The organism is Holophagaceae bacterium (assembly GCA_016720465.1).
Classification (GTDB): domain Bacteria; phylum Acidobacteriota; class Holophagae; order Holophagales; family Holophagaceae; genus JANXPB01.
This window is the reverse complement of record JADKKO010000001.1, coordinates 462,943-481,387: the sequence shown is the minus strand read 5'-3', so window position 1 is coordinate 481,387 and position 18,445 is coordinate 462,943. Positions and strand designations below refer to the sequence as shown.

Here is an 18,445-nt window from a genome sequence, read left to right as displayed (position 1 = left end):
CTGGAGGGCAGAGGTGGCCATGCTCCAGGTTTTTCTATTGGTTGCTTCCTTGCTGGCGACGCCCGGACAACAGCAGGGGAAGCAGGAAGAGGCAGGCCAGGCTGGGCAGGAAAAGCAGGAGCCCGCGAAGCCGCATTTGCTCCCCGCCGAAAAGGAGGGCGGGCTGCCCACCGACAGCAAGGACCACCAGGCGGTGTTGCTAGGCGCCACCAGCCGGGAAGCGCTGCTGTCGCATCGGGCCATTTTCCGCGACAACACGAAGCATCGCGATATCAAGGCCGACTGGGCCGCCCGTTGGAAGGCCATCGATGTTCCGTGCACCCTGGTGGTGGCCTTCGGATCCTGGTGCAGCGACAGCCAAGCGGAACTGCCGGATCTGCTGGCCCTCACCAAGGAGCCCAATCCTTTCGTCAGCATCCGGTACATCGGCGTGTATCGCGATAAAAAGGTCGAGGCCGCGGCCTGGCCCAGCGGCGTTGCGCCCCAGGCCGTCGAAAAGGTCCCCACCATCTGGCTCTTCGAACTCCAGCCCGGTGGATCCCAGAAACTGCTTGGAAGCATCGTGGAGACGCCGCCCAAGGGCCAGCGCATGGCCGAAGCGGTGCTGGGATTGTTCTCCCAGGCCCGTTAGAGCTTTTCGACCCTTATCTCGACCCGCGGACCCTTTTTAGGACTGTCTTCCCGCTCCTTGGCATAGTCCCGGCGATGTTCCGATTTATGTTCCGGCTTGTGTTCGGGTCGGGGCGCCGGTGGCGGCGCGGGCCGCGGCGCGGGAGGCAGGGCAGCGGCCACGGGCTTGCCGGCCCAGGCGACACCCACCTGTTTGATGCGGTCCACGAGACGCTGGGGTTCCAGGACCTGGATGCCCTCGCCGAATTGCAGGCACCAGCGGGCGATGGCGCGGAGGTCCGTGGCCACGAAGGAAACGGTGGCCCTGCCATCCTCGCCATCCTCGATCTTGAATTCGGGGAAGGCGGGCGGCGCCTGCTTCACTGCGAAGATCCACTGTTTTTGAAGGGTCGCCTTCACTCGGATGGGTTCGCCCCCCAGCCAGCCCCCGATTAGATTCGCGGGGGTGCCCTCCTTGTAGGGACCCTGCGCGGACCTGCCCGGGCCGTCCACCAGATTGATTTCGGCCAGATGATCCAGGCGGTGGTGGCGCTCGGCGTTGTACCGGCGGTCCCAGCCCCACACGAACCAAGCCTGGGTGAGGGTATCGAAGATGAGCTGACGGGGCTCGAAGGTGCGTGGTGGATCGGCCTCGGCGTCCCTGAAGATCAATTCGATGGCTTTGCCTTCCTTCACGGCTTGCAGGACGGACTGCACGTGCCCCGACGAGAGGCTGCCAGCGTCCGCCGCGGGTTTGGCTGCCGCTGCCTTGGGCGTGGGAGCGCTGGGTGGGGCGGCCGCAGGGGCCGGTTCAGGTGCCGATTTTGATTTTGGCTTGGATTTGCCGGCCGTTGCCCCCGATGGAATCTCAGCAGGTTCGAGAATCTTCTTTTTTGGTCCGGGTTTTGATTTTTTCTCCAGTTCTGGTTTTGGTTTATCCGATGCCGGTCCAGAATCCGACGCTGGCTTCTTCGTTGCCGCAGATGCCTTTTTGGGGGCTGCTGCTGCCTTGGTCTGAGCGATCGATTCGGATTTCGCTGGCGCCTTGGCTGGGAGTGCCTTGGCTTTCGGCTCGGGTTTTGTGGTCTTCTTCGCAGGGGCCATGGATGGATCTCCGCTGCCATCATGGCCCGGAAACCTAGCGCCCGTCTAGGGTTTGGCGTGAGAAGTGGACTTCCACGGCATTCTGCTGCGAGAATCCATTCAAGCCACCGGCGAAACCGGATTACCGCGTCATCTTCGGGCGGCCCACAAATCTCAGGCGCTATTGCCTAATCTTTTCAGGCGTTTCCGGAAGCTTTCCCCGATCGGTGCCAATTGGCTGGTCAGGTTTTCAGAACCGCCATCTCCCATCCCCATCACCATTCCGTTTCAAATCCAGCGCAAGGTCCCGATGCTGCGGTGAATCCGCTCCGGGCCGGGCTGTCAAGGAGAACTCATTTGAGCAAGAAATCCATGCTGATCAACGCCACGGATCCCGAAGAAATCCGCGTGGCCACACTGCTGGACGGCACGCTCCTCGACTTCGATGTGGAATTCATCCACAACGAAAAGATCAAGGGCAACATCTACAAGGCCAAGGTGGTGCGGGCGGACCAGAGCCTGCAGGCGGCCTTCATCCATTATGGCGGCCAAAAGAACGGCTTCCTGCCGCTCGGCGAATTGCCCCGGGACATGGTGAGCCCGGACGGCCGCCGGGGGCGCATCCAGGATCTGCTGAACCGCGACCAGGAGATCCTGGTCCAGGCGGTCCGCGAAGAGATCGGCAGCAAGGGCGCGATGATGACCGCGCAGGTCAGCCTTCCGGGCCGCTACCTGGTGCTGACGCCGGGCAATCCCGTGAACGGCATCAGCCGGAAGATCGAAAGCCGCGAGGAGCGCGAATATTTCAAGCAGCTCATCGACGAGCTGGAGATCCCGAAAAACATGGGCGTCATCGTGCGAACCGCCAGCCTGGGCGTCACCAAGGAGGATTTCCAGAAGGATCTGGAATACCTCCTCGACACCTACAAGGAAGTCCTCACGCGCTACAAGCAGCGGCAGGGTCCGGGCCTTGTGTGGCAGGAGGACGACGTGGTGACCCGGACGCTCCGGGACGCGTTTTCCGCGGATATGGAAGAAGTTCTCATCGACGATCTGGACACCTTCCACGCGGCGCAGAATTTCTTCAAGCGCACGATGCCCCAGCACGCCCACGTGCTGAAGCACTATGCCGGAAGCAAGCCCCTGTTCTCCAAAGCCCAGACCGAAGACCAGATCGACCGCATCTACGCGCGGCGGGTGGGCCTGCCCAGCGGCGGCGCCCTGGTGCTGGACCAGACCGAAGCCCTGGTCGCCATCGACGTCAACAGCGGCAAGACCTCCGGGGAAGGGGTCGAGGACATGGCCTTCCGCACCAACATGGAAGCCGCGGAAGAAGCCGCGCGCCAGCTGCGCCTGCGGGACCTCGCCGGGCTCGTGGTCATCGATTTCATCGACATGAAGAAGGAGAGCCACAACAAAGCCGTGCAGGACAAGCTGGTGGAAGGCCTGCGCGAAGACAAGGCCCGTATGGAAGTCGGCAAGATCAATCGTTTTGGCGTGCTGGTGATGACCCGCCAGCGGCTGCGGCCCTCCATCCAGCAGACGACCCATGTGCCTTGCCCTCATTGCCAGGGATCGGGCCAGGTGAAGAGCGCCGAGGCGCTCCTGATTTCCGTCATCCGGCGGATGAAGTCGATCCTCAGCCATGGGGACGTGAAGGAACTCCGGGTGAAGCTGGCCCCGGCCACCGCCATCCAGGTGTTGAACCAGAAGCGCCGCGAATTGCAGGAGCTGGAGGACACCTTCGGCGGCAGCGTGGTGATGCTGGCGGACCCCGCGGTGGCCTATGGCGAAATGGTCGCCGAGATTGAAAAGCGCGAGGAGGAGGCGGAGGAGAAACCGGCCAAGACCCATGTGGAACGCATGATCGAGCCCGAAGATGAGACCGTCGTGCTGGGCGGCGACAGCGCCATTTCCTTTGACAAGGCGCTTGGAGAAAACGCGCCGAAGGCGGGGAAGGAAGCCTCCAAGCGCGGTCTCCCCAAAGCAGCCGAATTCAAGCACGACCGCCGGGATGTGCAGCGGGCGGCCTTGGATGAGCGGGAGCGCCTCCGCGCTTTGTTTGAAAGCGCGAAGCCCGAGGACGATGAAGGTGCCGAGGCCGATGCGGAAGGCGGCAAGGAGGAAGCCCCCTCCAAGTCCGGCCGCCGGCGCCGGCGGGGCCGGAGCGGCGCCGCGAAAACCGGCTCAGCAGGTCCGACTGTTGCAGGCGCCCCCGAGGAGAAGGCCGCTGGAGCGGCCGAGGTCCCGGGCGCCGCGGCCCCCGCGCCGAAACCGGCAGGACATGGAAAATCCGCCAAATCGGTCCAACCCCCTCAAGATGCCCCCAGCCGGGTGGTCATCGAACCTCCGGTGCTCTCGGGAGAAATCGTGGCGGCCCTGCTGCTGCCGACCCCGCGTCCAAGGCGCCTTGGTGCCGCCGCGCCCACGGCCACCATGCCCGCCCCGGCGCCTGAAATGATCCCTGAGGCTCCCGCCGCCAAAACAAAATCCAAGGCCTCGAAGGCCAAGGCCGCCAAGCCCAATGCCGCTGGAGACGAGACCGTCCCGATCCCAGCTCCGAAGCCCAAGCCCTCCAGCAAGTCCAGGAAGGCGGAGCCGGCCCAGGACGCTCAGCCTGCGGCCAAGGAGAAAGCCATGGCGGCGGCTGAACCCAAATCCAAGGCATCCGCTCCGAAAATCGTCCAGAAGAAAGTGAAAGCGTGATCGCAACCCTGACATAGTCGGTCATCCCATGTCCCTTGCGGTTCAGGCCCTCCTCGCATCCTTGGCCACCCTCCTCGGAGGTTGGATGGTGGTGCGCTTCCTTCAGGGCCGCGCCTCCACCATGCGGCTCATTTCGGGCATCGCGGCGGGCTACCTGCTGTCCGCGGCCCTTGTCCGGATCATTCCCGAAAGCCTGGAGCAGGGCGGCGAGGGGACGGCCTTCTGGGTCCTGGGGGGATTCCTGCTGGTGCACGTGATGGAGCACGGCATCACCATCCACTTCCACTACGGCGAAGAGACGCACATGGAGGGCGGCCCCATGACGGGGATCATGGCGCTGGTGGGCCTCTCGCTCCACAGCTTCATGGATGGCCTGGCGCTGGCGGCGGCGGTGCGGAGCAGCAGCAACCTGGGACTCTTCATGTTCATGGCGCTTATCCTCCACCGCATCCCGGAGGGGGCCACGATTTCCAGCATCTTCCTGGCCCGGGGCTATGGCAGGCGCGGCGCCCTGCTGGCATCCGCAGGATTGGCCGTGGCGACCCTGATCGGGGCCATGAGCCAGTCGGCCATGCACCTCAATCCCGCCCCGGTGTTGGCCATGGCCGGCGGCCTGGTGATCTACGTGGCCAGCTCGGACCTGCTGCCCGAGGCCCAGAAGGAGAAGGGCTGGAAGAGCACGCTGGCTCTGCTCATCGGCTTCGGCCTTTTCCTGGCCACTCAATTGATCGCACCTCACCAGCACGGCGGTTGAGGCTTCATGCGCCCCCCCACCTCCATGTGGCCACGGTTGGCAAGGCTGCTGGCGGCTTCATCGTGGGTGGCGTTGGCAGGACAGAGCCCGGCGGGCCGAAACCTGCCGGCCCTGCCGGACTGGCCGCCCCTCCAACAAAACGAGCCCTGGCCCGACGCCATCGCTCTGCTGCCCCTCAGGCCCTTCGATCCAGGCGGCGCTTCCACCAAGCGCGTGCCCTTCCGGTGGCGCGGCGAGAAGGTCGTGGAGACGGTGGATTCCTGGAGCATCGAAGGCGGCGCCATCGAGACTGAAGAAGTGCTGCTCCTGGCAGACCGCATCCGCTACGAACCGGCCACCGGGCAGCTCACCGCCGAGGGCCATATCCGGCTCGAAGCGCCTGACCTGCGATTGCGCTGCGACCGGCTCTCCATGGATTGGAAGCACCAGGTCGGCGAGGCGCGCGGGTTGGAACTGGAGATCCCCCCTGATTGGGCGCTGCGTTCGGACAGCGTGAATTTCACGACCCTTAAGCATTGGGATTTCAAGGCAGTGGAACTGAGTCCCTGCCCCCAGGAAGAGCCGGGATGGCGGGCCCGGCTTTCGGAGTTGAAGCTCGATCTGGACGGCTTCGCGACGCTCAGGCATGCGCGCGTCATCGTCGGCCACGTTCCCCTGCTCTATGTCCCCTGGGCCATCTACCCGGCCAAGGCCCAGCGGAGCTCCGGCCTGCTCCCGCCCTTGCTGGGGTACAGCGGCCGGCTCGGAGCGACGGTGGGGCTCAGCTATTTCCAGACCCTGGGAGACAGCTCGGACCTCACGTTCTCGCCCCAGTATTTTTCAAAACAAGGGGTGCTCTGGGGCCTGGAATCAAGGTGGAATCCCGAACCTACGCACCAGGGCAGTTTCCAGGGGCAGTTCATCAATGAGCGCAGCAGCGACGAGCGGCGCTCCCGCTTCAGTTTCAAGGAAGTGTGGCAGCGGGAGGATGGCTGGCAGCTCACCGCAGACATCAACCAGGCGTCCGACAGCCTGATCGATGCGGACTATGGAAGGGGGCCCGGCCAGCTAGGCACGCGGCCCTTCGACAGCGCCTTCTATCTGGGAAAAAGTTTCCAGTGGGCGAGTTTCGCCTTCACGGCCCAGGAACAACGGAGCTTCTTTCTGCCGGATGATCCCTTCTTCCGCACGGACTTTCCGAGTTCGCTGAAGCGCCAGGTGCTGCCTCAGGTGGAGGCCCGATTGTTCCCGATTCCCCTGGGCGATTTCTACCTGGATGGCTCCTGGCGCACCAGCCGCCTCAGCTACAAGATCCAGACCGGCGAAGACGACCCCGAAGGCCGCTACACTTGGGGCCGGGACGACGGCTTCCTTCGGGTCCATGGACGCCTGGGGCAGTGGGGACCGTTCCGCGCGGACGCGCAGCTCCTGGCCCGCTACACGCGCTACGGCGCCACCCTGAAAGAGGCGGTCTTCGATCCGAATTCCGGAGCCAGCGGCACCTCCCTGGATCCGGCGATCAATTCCGCTTTCGATCCTTTCCGCGCCGAAGGGGATTCCGCCAAACGCTACTTCGACTCCATCAAGGTCCAGCTCTCGGGGCCGCAGGCGGGGCGGACCTTCACGGGCCTGTCCGCATTCGGATACCACGGCGATATCCGGCATGTGGTCGAACCCTTCCTTGCCCTCACCCAGAACAGCAAGTTCGGCCTGGCGGGCAAACTGCCCAGGTTCGACGAAGTGGATGCCCAACCAGGTGTTGATGGCAGCGCCATGGGGGAACGGAGCGCCGAGATCGGCATCAAGCAGCATTTCTTGGGAAGACAGGGTGCCGGAATGGACTTCGCGGATCTGGTCCGCTTCCGCCTTTCCATCAAATACCATTTCAGTCCCATCCTGTTGGGAGATGGCCGCATCAAGAAGGGATTCGATTCATTGGATAGCAATATAGATGTGGAACCCAATGAGATGATCCGCCTCAGCTTCAAACGTTCGTCGGATCTGGTGGATGGCGGCACGGACAATTCCCTTAGCGCCGAAGTGAAAAGGCGCGATGGCAGCCACTTCAATCTGGCGTTCTTTTCCACGGGCATCAACCGCTTCCTGGTGCGGCAGCAGGGCCTCCAATTAGGAGGCATGCAGCGCTTCCTCGATGACCGGGTGCGCCTGGAGTTCAGCACAAACTACGACATCAAGTCCCATGGTTTCACCTATAGCCAGGTGGGCCTTGCCTACGCCACGCCGTGCGTGGCGGCGACCCTGCGCTATTCCCACATCGCGTTGTCCATCCCTTTCGAGACCGGCCCCATCGGGAAGGAGGACCGGGTGGATCTGGTCCTGACGTTGAGGGGCCTTGGCGACCTGTTCACGCTGAGGCAGTAGGGGCGCAGCCCCGGCAGGGCCATCGCGGATCCGCGCATTTTCAACGGCTGGCGCGGCCGGATGTGAACTGGTAGGCTTGCGCACTACCCCCAGCGCCACTCAGCTCCCCATACCAGGGAACCGCCCCAGGAGGCTTCATGCTTCGTATCTCCTCGTTCCAGCACATGCCTGCGCTATTCCGTCCCGCCCGGGTGATGGTTCCCATCCTCCTGCCGGCCCTGCTCTTCGGCGGCGACACCCTTTCCGTATCAGGCCGCGGGGAGATGGCCGTGGGGGGCAAGGGAAAACCCGCCGACAACCAGCTTGCCCTGCAGCGCGCCGAGGCCCTGGCCATTGAGGACGCTCTGGCCCAGGCCGTATATCAGTTGTATGGAAGCCGGGCCAAGCTGGGCGCGGATGCAGACCGCATCATCCGGGATGTGGTGAACCACAAGGCCAACATGGTGCTGGATTCCCAGGTCACCGCCACGAACGTGGATGCCGGCAAGGCCGTGGTCGAGCTTGTGCTGAAGATCGACGGCAAGGCCATGAAACGCTACCTGGAGGACAGCCTTGGCCTGTCCCTGGCCCAGGAAACCGAAGGGAAATTCAAAGTGATCGTGCTTTCCTACACCATCGAAGGCCAGGATGCTGACAAATCCAAGCCGCTGGTCCTCCGGGAGGAAGTCACGGACGACCGGAAGAATGTGCAGGCGGCCTCTTTCGCGGCATCCAGCTCCCATGCTTCGGCGAGTTCCAGCCAGTCCTCCCTGCAGGCGGCTTCCGCCAGCAGCAGCAAAGGCAGCGCAGCTTTTCAGAGCCAGGGTTCCATGCAGGCCTCCCGGGACCGGCAGTCCGCCGCCGCGGTCCAGGGGGATCGTGGCTCGGCCGCGGCGTCCAGCAGCAGCTCGGCGCAGATGAGCGCCCAACGCAGCAGCTCAGGAGCGGCTGCCTGGGATAACCAGAAGGCTTCAAGCATCGATGCCCGCAGCAGCCGCGCAAGCGCATCCTCGAGCAAGTCCTCGGCCTCGGGGGCGGTCTTCAACGACACCAGCTCTTTCTACCACCGCATCACGATCTACGCCGACCCCACCAAGAAAGGCGCTGGCGCCACCAATGAGGTGCGAGCCTCCCTGGGGGAGATGATCGAGAAATCCGGGCTCAACACCAAGTTCCTGGATATGGACCTCATGGGACGGAATTTCGAGACCGAGGACGACCTGTACAACGTGATCCTCTCGGGGCTCAAACGCAATCCGGACGTGGGTCCGAATGATTACGTGGCCGTGGCCCTGAACCGCTGCACCCCCATCAACAACAATCATCGGTACACCTCGCAGGTGGTGTATCGCGTCATCCGCATCAAGGACGGCGATACGCTCCTGCCCGACAAAGTGATCCTGGGCGACAGCGGCGATCAGGCCTCCGATGACGTGGGCCGCGCTACCGCCACCAAGCTGGCCATGCGCAAGGCCGACAGCGTGCTGCCCGACGAGCTCCGTGCGGCCGTGAAAAAGACGCAGCGCGCCGAGAAGCGCGAGACCGCGTCCGCCTCCACCACCTACGTCATCCGCGTGGACAACATCGCGAGCCCCGCGTCGACCGCGGCGATCAAGCAGGCCCTCCGCGGGGCTGGAATGACCGTCAGCCCGCAGTTCCGGGGCGAGGCCCGCTCGGAAACCATCACCGTCGCATTGAACGGGAAGACTGGATCGGACGTGCTCGCCCTGCTCGAAACGCTCATTGATAAGTTCGCGGTGGAGACCATGGACGAGCGGAACACGGTCTTGAAGGGCAAATGATGGGAGCCTTGCCTTCTTCACCCATGCTGTCGCGGCCGGCTCTTGTTCCCGGCCTCGCATGGGTCCTCCTCGGGGGAATGGCCCACCCGGCCCTGGCCCAGACCGCCGTGAAACTGGCCCTGGCGCCCGAACTGCTGGTGGCTGACGCGTCGCCGGATGGGCGCATGCCCGCCCAGGCCGCGCTCCAGGCTGCCTTCGAGCAGCGGGCCAGCGCCGCGTTCCCAGGCCGCATCATGCGCCTCGGTCCCGAGGACATGATCGCGCCGGACGAGCGCGTCCTGGTGCTGGTGCCGACCATCACCGCCGCGCGGGTCACCCGGGAAGTCACCGCCGGCGTCATTGACAAGTACGAAGCGGTGGTGGTAGGGGATCTCTCGGTGCTGGATCCGTGGACCAACGCGAATCTTTTTTCCGCCACGCGCATGGTCGCCGCCAGCGTGGAATTGGGCCGCAGCGGAGCCGGAAAGCGGGATGAATTGGTCCGCCAGGCCTTCGATGCGGCCTGTTCCCGGTGGATGGAAGCCTGCCTTGCCCAGATGAAGGAGAAGGCCTCGCCGTTCGTGCTGGACGCTCAGACGCTCGTCGTGTCCGCATTGCCGAAAGGCGGGGTCTGGCCCTTCGGCCGGGAGCGGGGAGTGAAGAAGGGGGCGACGCTCAAGGGCCAGGGGCATTACGCCAAGGTCCTGGATGTGGAGCCGCGCTACGCCATCATCCAGGACGTCGCCGATCCTGCCCGGCGCATCGGGCCCGGCGAGCGCTACACCCTCACGGTGGTGGACAAGCCCGCGGAGCGCCCGGAGCCCACGGTGGCCTTGAGGTGGCGTGGAAGCCTACCGAAACTGCCGGAAGGGGTCACCTCGCCGAGCCTCGAGCCCGATGCTTTTTTGGGCCTGCTGGGCAACTACGTGAGCCAGGCCGGCGGCCTGCGCCTGCTGCCTGCCGAACTGGGCGGCGAGCGCGCCAAGGCAGGGCTGCTGCGCCTCCACGACCACATCGCCCGACACTCCCAGCTCACCACCGGCAACACGCTCAGCCTGGAGCAGCGGGAGGTGGCCCTGATCGCCCGGCAGTCCCCGGATCGCGTGGTGGAGATGGGGATCCTGGGCGGATACCACGGCACCCGGAACAAGGCCGATGGCCAAGTGGAGCACTACTACCGGATCCGCTTGGGCGCCGTGCTGGCCACCCGGGCCGGAGTCGACGAATCTGCCCGGTATCCCATGTCGGCCTTTTTGGACCATGAGGAGGAATTGGCCCAGGTGGAACAGGCGGGGGTCCGGGAACTGGATGCGGGCGCAGCCTGGTTCACCGTATGCCGGAATGCCGTCATCCGGCTTGCGGGCAAGGTGCAGGCGAAGGTGATGGAACTGCCTGTGTCAGATATCGAGATCAGGGAAGGCGTGGTGGACGCGGCCCGCGCCGCGCAGTGGAAGGTTGCGCCCCCCTCGCGTTTCGCCCCACTCAAATGGCTGCGCCCGGCGGGTGAAGTCAAGGACGCGGCCGGCGCGCCGCTCGGTCCGCTGCTCGTGGCCCAGGCTCCATCCAAAGGGTTTCTGAACTCCGCAGGCCTCGGCGCGGAAAAATTAGCCCCTGGAGACGTTCTGAGGTTCAGCGGCAGCGCCGCCCAGGATCCGCTGATTCAACTCGGGCCGTTGGAATTCGCGGACGCCCCCGCTTGGATTCCAGAATCCCGATGGTTGGCGCCCATGCTGGCCGGGGCGCTCATGGGGCCAGGAACCTGCCGCTTCCTCTTGGACGGCGCCGGCACGGGCCCCCGGGTGGTATTGAACGGGACCGCGTTCAGCCGGCGAACTGAAGGCGATTCAACTGCTTTCAGCGGCCAATGGCGCGTGCGCCTGATCTCCGGAGGCGAGGCCCAGCCAGCCTGGAAAACGGGACTGCAAACAGACCACACCCAGAAACTCGAAAAGCCAGCCGAGGCTCTTCAACCGCTGGACCTGGGGGCGTGGGCTTTTGAATACGTCCAGGATTCCCTCAGGAAGCTCGGCGGATCCGCCCTCCAAAAAAACCTCAACCAGGCCCTGCGGGCCGCCTCCTCGGAGTAGCCATGAAATTCACCGTCGCAATCCTTCTGCTCGTCGCAAGCGCTGCGGCTCCTGTGTCCGCCCAAGGCCTGGGCGGCTTCCTGAAGAAGCCCGCGCCTGCTTCCTCCGGTCCCAAGGTGGATGTGGGAAATGCGCTGCTCGCAGGGGCTTCGATGATCGGTTTCGTCACCATCGCCACCGACCAGGGCATGAAGGCCATGGATTTGATGATGGAAATGTTCCCCCCTGAGAAAGTGGCGAAAGTGAAACTGCTGAACCTCCAGTACAAGGAACTCGCAGCCAAGCGCAAGGACGGCAACATCGATGCGGAGCAGCTGAAGGTGGCCAGCGAAGCGGGACAGGAAATGGCGGCCATCCAGGGGGACTGGAAGACCTACAAGAAGGAGAAGTCGGCGGTGGTCACCAAGGCCAACTCGCGCCTGGGGCTGATGCTGGGAGCCGACGCCGTGGCTGCCAGCGCGGCGCCGACCACGCTGGCCTCGCTTCAGGAGGCCGGCAAGAGCCTGGCGGGCAATCCGATGCAGGCCGGCAAGGCCGCCCAAATCACCGCCCAGGTGGCGATCCTTTCTGCGGTGGTCGCGCAGATCCCTCAGCAGGTGAAATCATTCACGACCGTGCGCGGCATCGTCTCCAACATCGCCAGGGCCGAGAAGATCACCTTGGCCCCGGATGTCCCCGCAGACAAGGTGAAGGACCAGGCCTCATTGAGCAAGCAGGCGAAGGAAATCGAGTAACGGCGGACAGCAAAGGCAAGCCTGGCGGTTCAATCCTCCGCCAGGCTTGCTTTTATGGCCAGGCAACCCCGGCATCTCGGCAGCCTACTCCACCACCACGACGCAGTTCCTGCCTCGGTTCTTGGCCTGGTAGAGGGCCTTGTCCACTTGCTGGAAGAGATCCTTGAAGTGGCGGGCCCCGGGGGCGCCGACGCCAAAACTCATGCTGGGGAAGATCGTCTGGCCGCCTTCCAGGACCAGTGGCTCTCCGTCTATGCAACGCCGGAGCTTTTCAGCGACGCTTTCTCCGACCCTCAGGTTCGTTTCGGTGAGGAGCACCGCGAATTCCTCGCCGCCGATGCGGAAGGCCAGGTCGGATTTGCGGAGCGAATGGCGCATCCGCGCCGTGAGGGCCTTCAGCACTTCGTCCCCGGTGCCGTGCCCGAAGCGGTCGTTGATGAGCTTGAAATGGTCCAGGTCGCTCAGGATGAGGACGAAGGGGCGCTTGTGGCGTTCCCACTGGTAGATCGCGTGCTCGAGGTTCTGGTCGAAGGCGCGCCGGTTGAGCAGCTGGGTCAGCGGGTCCGTGAGCACTTCGTTGCGGAGCGAAGCGGCCTCGATCTCCAGCATGATGCGCCGTTCCCGCAGGTCATTGATCTGGCGGTCGAATTCCAATTTCACGCGCTTGGCATGCATCCACTCAAGGCCGCGGCGGCAGGCGTGCAGGAGCCGCGGACCTGAAAGCGGCACAGGGAGCCAGTCGCCGGCTCCGGCCAGGAGCAGCTTCCGCTCGATGGCCTCATCGTCCGCTTTCCCGATGAGGATGATGAAGGGGCGTTCTTCCTGTTCCCGGAGCATCTGGAGGATCCGCAGTGTCCTCTCACCGGTCGCGTCGATGCCCAGCAGGACCAGCGGGGCTTTCACCGTTTCACAGTCCTTCAGGAATTTGACCGCCGAATGAACCTTCAGGTCGAACCGGAAGTGCTGCAGCAATCCAGGCAGCTTCCGGGAAAGGCCGGAAGGCAGCCCGATGGCGCAGACGGCCACCGAGCGTCCTGCGCGGTCCGGATCGCCCTCCATCACCGGTTCCAGCTGGTGCAGCAATTGATGGATGGTGCTGTTGGCGGCGACGAACCCGTCCCCGTCCACTTCGCGCAATTGCTCCATGTCCGCGAGGGCCGGTGGATCCTTCAGGATGATGTAGATGGGCAGGTTGTGGAACAGCGCCCGGCTTTCGCCGCGCATCAGGCTGCAGAAACGGAATCCATCCAAGGGGTCACCGCTGCCGTCCACGAGCATCAGCTCGGCCTCGTTCCAGGCTTCGGTGGCCAGGGCGCTCAAGGGATCCGGCAGATGGGTGACGCGATGCCCAGCCCCCTCATAGGCCATGCGGAGGCGTTCGACCAGGGTTGCGTATTGGGTGATGGCGACGATGTTCATAGGCGGGAAGGACTAGACGCAGAATAGCGGGCCATTAAGCATTCCTGGAACGAAAACGCGGCTCAAAGGTAGACCCGTCCGAGCCGGCGGTGCAGGGCGCAGGTCAGTTCGTAGGGGATGGTGCCCAGCAAGTGCGACAGCCTTTCGATGCTGTGGGGGGCTGCGGGGTCGGAGCTGAACAGCGTCATGGGATCGCCCGGCGCGATGGCCACGCCGAGGGGCAGGGCGACGGTGAGGTAATCCATGGAGACCCGGCCCACCACCGGATAGTCGGTACCCCCGAAACCAACCACGGCGCGGTTTCCCAGATCCCGGCGGTAGCCGTCCGCGTAGCCGCAGCCGAGGGTGGCGATCTGCATGGCGTGCGGGGCGACGAAAGTGCGCCCGTAGCCCACGGCGGTGCCTGCGGGCACGGTCTTCACGCGGGCGACTTCCGCCACGAGTTCCATCGCCGGTTCCAGGCCCAGGACACGGCCTTCGGGAATCGAGGTGAGGCCGTAAAGGGCAAGCCCGGGCCTCACCTGGCTATCGCCATCCAGGAAGCCCCGGACCAAGCCGTCGCTGTTGGCGTGGTGGACTTCCGTGAAGGCAAGGCCCGCGTCCCTCAGTTGTTGATGGCAGCTCTGGAAGATCCCGCGCTGGCGGTCGGCGAAGCCGCGGTCGGGATCATCCGAAGTGGCGAAATGCCCCATCAAGCCGTCGAGCCATGGGGCCAGCACCTTGAGGCCATCCTGGCATCCCCCCAACTCCGAAGGCAGGAATCCGAAGCGTCCCATCCCGGTGTCGAGTTTCAGGTGGAGCCTCACGGGATGATCAGGCAGGAGGCGCGCATAGGCTTCCAGGCTCTCGGGGCCGACCACCGCCACCGTGAGATGGTGCAGGGAGGCGAGTGGAATCGCTTCGGGGCGGAGCCCCCCCAGGACCAGGATCGGACAGGTGATGCCGCCCTCTCTCAATTCGAGGGCCTCTTCCAGATTGGAGACCGCGAGTCCGGCGATCCGGGATCCCTGCAAGGCTCTCCCGACGGCGACGGCCCCATGGCCATACGCATTGGCCTTGATCACCGCCCAGATTCCACGCTGTCCCGCCACGGCCTGGAGCCGCGCGAGGTTCCGCGTGATGCGGCTCAACGAGATCTCCGCACGCAAAGCCCGGCCCTCCGGCCTGGGACGGAGCGGCGCGAGAGCATCGGCGGGAGGATTCATCGGAACTTCAAGCCTAGCCGTTCGGAAAACGGAAATGTTCGGCGAGTCGAAAAAGCCCCGGAACATCGGGGCTTTTCTTCAACCGAGGAACGCTTTCAGCGTTTTCGAATACCGAGGGTGCCGAATTTTTCGCAGGGCCTTGCTTTCGATCTGGCGGATGCGCTCGCGGGTCACCGCGAATTCGCTGCCGACTTCCTCCAGGGTGTGTTCGGAGGTGTCGTCGCCCACGCCGAAGCGCATGCGGAGGACCTTTTCTTCACGTTCGGTGAGGGTATGGAGCACGGAATTGACGGTCTCCTTGAGGCGCTGGCCGACGACCTGCTCCACGGGGGAGACCACGGTCTTGTCCTCGATGAAATCGCCGAGGTGGCTGTCTTCCTCTTCGCCGATGGGCGTCTCCAGGGAGATGGGCTCCTGGGCGATCTTCATGACTTTGCGGACCTTGCCTACGGGCATGTCCATGGCGTTGGCGATTTCCTCGCTGGTGGGTTCGCGGCCGAGCTTCTGGACCAGCTCGCGCTGGGTGCGGATGAGCTTGTTGATGGTTTCGATCATGTGCACCGGGATGCGGATGGTGCGGGCCTGGTCCGCGATGGCGCGGGTGATGGCCTGGCGGATCCACCACGTGGCGTAGGTGCTGAACTTGAACCCGCGGCTGTATTCGAACTTGTCCACGGCCTTCATGAGCCCGATGTTGCCTTCCTGGATCAGGTCCAGGAACTGCAGGCCGCGGTTGGTGTAGCGCTTGGCGATGGACACCACCAGGCGCAGGTTCGCTTCGATGAGCTCGGCCTTGGCGGCGCGGCTGATGGACTCCGCGGCTTTCAGATGGTTGTAGTCGATGTGGAATTTTTCGGACGTGGTCTCGTACTTCTCGAAGAAGCGCGCCAGTTCTTCATTGATGTGCTTGGCTTCCTGGCCGTACTTCTCCTTCATCTTGGAGAAGGCGGGATTCTTGACCCTATCTTTGAGCTCGCGGGTCTTGCGTTCCCCGGCCATGACCTGGTTGTGGTGGTGGGTGATGCGGTCGATGAGGCGCGTGATGGCCAGGCTGTTGAGGCCCAGGCGGCGCACCTGGCGGCTGACCCGGGCGCGGGCCAGGAGCACTTCGCGGCCGATCTTCCGACGCTTGCCGATGGTCTTTTCACCCGCGTCCACGGCCCGCTTGAGGTCCAGCAGATCCTGCAGGGCCTGGTCGAAGACCAGCAATTTCTCGAACTGGTGGTGGACATGCTGGGTGGCTGAAGTGCTGTCGGCATCTTCATCCTCATCCACCTCGTCGCTCAGGCCCACGACTTCGCGGATCTTGCCAGGGTTCTCTTTGAGCATCTTGCCGATATCGATGAGCAGGCTCGAGGCCAGGCGCGACCGGGAAAGCGCGCGCATGACCAGCCGGACGCCGATTTCGATCCGCTTGGCGATCTCCACCTCGTTCTCGCGCTTGAGCAGCGGAACCGTGCCCATCTCCTTGAGGTACATCCGGACGGGATCGTTGAACTTGTCGCCTTCGGAACCGTCGATGTCGACGTCGCCGTCCTTGCCTTCCTTGTTTTTTATTCCGAGGGGCAGCAGCTCCTCTTCGATCTGGTCCCGGGCTTCCAGGGCTTCAGCCTCGGTGGCGCCGATGCCTACGGCCAGGCGGTTGAACATGTTCATCACCAGCTCGAGATCCTTGGGGGAACTGGCTGTGGGCGGCAGGAACGCGTTCAGCTCGTCGACCAGCACATACCCGCGGCGGCGGCCGATCGCAATGAATGCCTTGGTGAGGTCGAAGTAGGTTTCGCAGGCGGGCGTTTGGATCATCGAGTCCTCAAAGAACCTCGGATACGGGGAGCCTCAGGATCTGGGGCGGTTGCGCACTTGCCTCGGTCGTGGTCCATGGCTCTCGGCTGATAGCCAGCAGTTCGCAGCTTTAGGCAGGGTTTTCCCATTCTGTAGAAAGCCCGGAACCATTCAGTGTAGGGTACTTCGCGCTTCAGGCAAGGGCAAATTTCCAACTTTAGGGCAGAGAACCACCCCGCAATTGCCGGGCCAAAGCGCTCTTGCGCAGCAACAGCGAGGCCTGCCTGGACTCCAGGTGGCGGGTCAGCTCCGGGTCCGTGGAAGAGGCCGGATCCTGCAACTGCTGGTTCAGCAAGCCCAATTCCCGTTGTATGTACCCGGCTTCGAGTTTGGCGAAGGCCCGTTCCGGAAGGGCGTCGGAGCCTTCCCGGACCGCCTGCTGGGCCGCTTGCCGCCGGATGAAGGCCAGGATGTCATCCGGGAGGGCCGACTCGTCGCCTTCGGCATCCAGCAGGGCCTGCAAAACGGGCGCCCCCGACAGGTTTTCCCACCATGTGTGGGGCAGTTCAGCGGTTTGCTGGCGGGTTTCGGGGTCCAGGCAGAAATGCAGGAGCGGGCGCAGCAATTCATCCACTTTGAGTTCGGTGGATGGGGCTGGTCCCACAGGGATGGCGGCAGGACGGGTGTGTCCGCTGCTCCGATGGATCTCGGAGAGGGGGATTTGCAATTGGTGGCCCAGACTCGCGAACAATTCCCGCCGTTCGGGCGTGTCGGGAAGGTAGGGCAGGTAGGCTTGCAATTCCTTGAAGGCCTCCATGCGGTCGGCGATGCGCCGGATGTCCTTCCCCTGGAGCACCCGGGCGAGCATGAAGCTGGTCCAATCCGGCGCCCGGCGCAGCAATTCCCGGAATGCCTCGGCGCCGACCCGCAGGCACCAGGTATCCGGGTCTTCGCCCTCGGGCAATTCGAGCAAGCGCACATCGAAGCCATGGGGCAGGGCCAGGCGGAGGCTTTTTTCGAAAGCCCGGCGGCCCGCCGCATCGCCGTCGAAGCAGAGCACGAGGCGTTTGGTGAAACGTCCGAGCAGCCTCAAATGGTCCTCGGTCAAGGCCGTCCCCATGGGCGCCACCGCCTGGTGGATGCCCTGCTGGTGCAACTGCAGCACGTCGAAATACCCTTCCACCACCACCGCGCCATCGCGCATCACTCCCTTGGCGCGATGCATTCCGAACAGCGTTTCGCCCTTGTGGAAGAGCGAAGTCTCCCGCGTGTTCATGTACTTGGGCTTGTCGTCGCCGAAGGCCCGTCCCCCAAAGGCCGCCAGGCGGCCCCGGGCGTCGTGGATGGGAATGGTGAGGCGGTTGCGAAGGAAATCCACCAGGGAACCGCGCTCCGTGCGCGAAGCGAGCCCGGCCTGCTCGATGAGGTCCTGGGAGTGGCCTTGGCTTTTCAGGGCGGTGATCAGGCCATCCCAGGCATCCGGCGCCACACCGAAGCCGGCCTCCTTCGAAAAGCCTTCGCTGATGCCACGTTTTTTCAGGTAGTCCTGGGCATCCGGGCGGCGGCCCAATTTCAATCCATACCAAGCCTGGGCGGCATCAAGGACCGTGCGGATGCGGGTTTCCTGGTCCACCTCCGCCGCGGGACGCTCCTTGTACTTCGGCATTTCGATGCTCGCTGCGTTCGCCAATTGATCCAGGGCTTCGGGGAAGCTGAGCCCCTCCCGCTCCATGAGCCAGGTGAAGGCATCGCCATGTTTTCCGCAGCCGAAGCAGTGGTAGAAGTTCTTCCCGGGCACCACCTGGAAGCTGGGCGAGCGCTCGCTGTGGAAGGGGCAGAGCCCCGAATAGGCCGCGCCGGCCTTGCGCAGCTTCACGGCCTGGCCCACCAGGGCCACCAGGTCCGTGGCGTCTTTCACGCGTTCAACCAGGTCGCGGTCTTTCAT

Annotated in this window: 14 protein-coding genes; 9 read left to right on the top strand and 5 right to left on the bottom strand. The window is 64.2% G+C overall.

Features of this window, described 5'->3' with window-relative positions; translation table 11 throughout:
• Nucleotides 1-13: 13 nt before the first annotated feature.
• Complete coding sequence (locus tag IPQ13_02150; protein MBL0209704.1) at nucleotides 14-631, top strand: hypothetical protein; 618 nt, start codon at nucleotides 14-16, stop codon at nucleotides 629-631.
• Here IPQ13_02150 and IPQ13_02145 read toward each other — a convergent pair.
• Nucleotides 628-1,326, bottom strand: a complete 699-nt coding sequence (locus tag IPQ13_02145) for a WYL domain-containing protein (protein ID MBL0209703.1) — start codon at nucleotides 1,324-1,326, stop codon at nucleotides 628-630. The genes IPQ13_02150 and IPQ13_02145 overlap by 4 nt on opposite strands.
• A gap of 118 nt (nucleotides 1,327-1,444) precedes the next feature.
• Here IPQ13_02145 and IPQ13_02140 point away from each other — a divergent pair, with 118 nt between their 5' ends.
• The 8 genes from IPQ13_02140 to IPQ13_02105 all read left to right on the top strand — a co-directional run bounded on the left by IPQ13_02140 (nucleotide 1,445) and on the right by IPQ13_02105 (nucleotide 12,094).
• Nucleotides 1,445-1,627: a hypothetical protein gene (locus IPQ13_02140; protein MBL0209702.1), complete on the top strand. Its 183-nt coding sequence runs from the start codon at nucleotides 1,445-1,447 to the stop codon at nucleotides 1,625-1,627.
• A gap of 150 nt (nucleotides 1,628-1,777) precedes the next feature.
• The gene (locus IPQ13_02135) at nucleotides 1,778-2,014 is read left to right on the top strand and encodes a hypothetical protein (GenBank protein ID MBL0209701.1); all 237 of its coding nucleotides are present in this window, start codon (nucleotides 1,778-1,780) and stop codon (nucleotides 2,012-2,014) included.
• 35 nt (nucleotides 2,015-2,049) lie between these two features.
• On the top strand, nucleotides 2,050-4,398 hold the full coding sequence (locus tag IPQ13_02130) for an Rne/Rng family ribonuclease (protein MBL0209700.1): 2,349 nt from the start codon (nucleotides 2,050-2,052) through the stop codon (nucleotides 4,396-4,398).
• 28 nt (nucleotides 4,399-4,426) lie between these two features.
• On the top strand, nucleotides 4,427-5,152 hold the full coding sequence (locus IPQ13_02125; protein ID MBL0209699.1) for a ZIP family metal transporter: 726 nt from the start codon (nucleotides 4,427-4,429) through the stop codon (nucleotides 5,150-5,152).
• A 6-nt stretch (nucleotides 5,153-5,158) separates the two neighbouring features.
• A complete protein-coding gene (locus IPQ13_02120) occupies nucleotides 5,159-7,513 on the top strand; it encodes an LPS-assembly protein LptD (protein MBL0209698.1) in 2,355 nt (784 codons plus the stop codon).
• A gap of 137 nt (nucleotides 7,514-7,650) precedes the next feature.
• The gene (locus IPQ13_02115) at nucleotides 7,651-9,294 is read left to right on the top strand and encodes a hypothetical protein (GenBank protein MBL0209697.1); all 1,644 of its coding nucleotides are present in this window, start codon (nucleotides 7,651-7,653) and stop codon (nucleotides 9,292-9,294) included.
• A gap of 77 nt (nucleotides 9,295-9,371) precedes the next feature.
• Nucleotides 9,372-11,360, top strand: a complete 1,989-nt coding sequence (locus IPQ13_02110; protein MBL0209696.1) for a hypothetical protein — start codon at nucleotides 9,372-9,374, stop codon at nucleotides 11,358-11,360.
• A 2-nt stretch (nucleotides 11,361-11,362) separates the two neighbouring features.
• Nucleotides 11,363-12,094 carry a hypothetical protein gene (locus tag IPQ13_02105; protein MBL0209695.1) on the top strand — a complete coding sequence of 244 codons (732 nt, stop codon included), beginning with the start codon at nucleotides 11,363-11,365 and terminating at the stop codon, nucleotides 12,092-12,094.
• An 84-nt stretch (nucleotides 12,095-12,178) separates the two neighbouring features.
• Here IPQ13_02105 and IPQ13_02100 read toward each other — a convergent pair whose 3' ends face one another.
• From IPQ13_02100 to IPQ13_02085, 4 genes are all read right to left on the bottom strand, one after another.
• Nucleotides 12,179-13,513, bottom strand: a complete 1,335-nt coding sequence (locus IPQ13_02100) for a diguanylate cyclase (GenBank protein ID MBL0209694.1) — start codon at nucleotides 13,511-13,513, stop codon at nucleotides 12,179-12,181.
• Nucleotides 13,514-13,575: 62 nt separating this feature from the next.
• Nucleotides 13,576-14,718, bottom strand: a complete 1,143-nt coding sequence (gene alr / locus IPQ13_02095; GenBank protein ID MBL0209693.1) for an alanine racemase — start codon at nucleotides 14,716-14,718, stop codon at nucleotides 13,576-13,578.
• Nucleotides 14,719-14,796: 78 nt separating this feature from the next.
• Nucleotides 14,797-16,521 (bottom strand): RNA polymerase sigma factor RpoD, encoded by a 1,725-nt coding sequence (gene rpoD / locus IPQ13_02090; GenBank protein MBL0209692.1) that lies wholly within the window; start codon nucleotides 16,519-16,521, stop codon nucleotides 14,797-14,799.
• 196 nt (nucleotides 16,522-16,717) lie between these two features.
• Nucleotides 16,718-18,445 carry a DNA primase gene (locus tag IPQ13_02085; GenBank protein ID MBL0209691.1) on the bottom strand — a complete coding sequence of 576 codons (1,728 nt, stop codon included), beginning with the start codon at nucleotides 18,443-18,445 and terminating at the stop codon, nucleotides 16,718-16,720.

Bases quoted from the DNA above. Each gene is read 5' to 3' on its own strand.
- IPQ13_02125 (MBL0209699.1), top strand. From the start codon at position 4,427: ATGTCCCTTGCGGTTCAGGCCCTCCTCGCATCCTTGGCCACCCTCCTC.
- IPQ13_02120 (MBL0209698.1), top strand. From the start codon at position 5,159: ATGCGCCCCCCCACCTCCATGTGGCCACGGTTGGCAAGGCTGCTGGCG.
- IPQ13_02115 (MBL0209697.1), top strand. From the start codon at position 7,651: ATGCTTCGTATCTCCTCGTTCCAGCACATGCCTGCGCTATTCCGTCCC.
- IPQ13_02110 (MBL0209696.1), top strand. From the start codon at position 9,372: ATGGCCCACCCGGCCCTGGCCCAGACCGCCGTGAAACTGGCCCTGGCG.
- IPQ13_02105 (MBL0209695.1), top strand. From the start codon at position 11,363: ATGAAATTCACCGTCGCAATCCTTCTGCTCGTCGCAAGCGCTGCGGCT.
- IPQ13_02100 (MBL0209694.1), bottom strand. From the start codon at position 13,513: ATGAACATCGTCGCCATCACCCAATACGCAACCCTGGTCGAACGCCTC.
- alr (MBL0209693.1), bottom strand. From the start codon at position 14,718: ATGAATCCTCCCGCCGATGCTCTCGCGCCGCTCCGTCCCAGGCCGGAG.
- rpoD (MBL0209692.1), bottom strand. From the start codon at position 16,521: ATGATCCAAACGCCCGCCTGCGAAACCTACTTCGACCTCACCAAGGCA.
- IPQ13_02085 (MBL0209691.1), bottom strand. From the start codon at position 18,445: ATGAAAGACCGCGACCTGGTTGAACGCGTGAAAGACGCCACGGACCTG.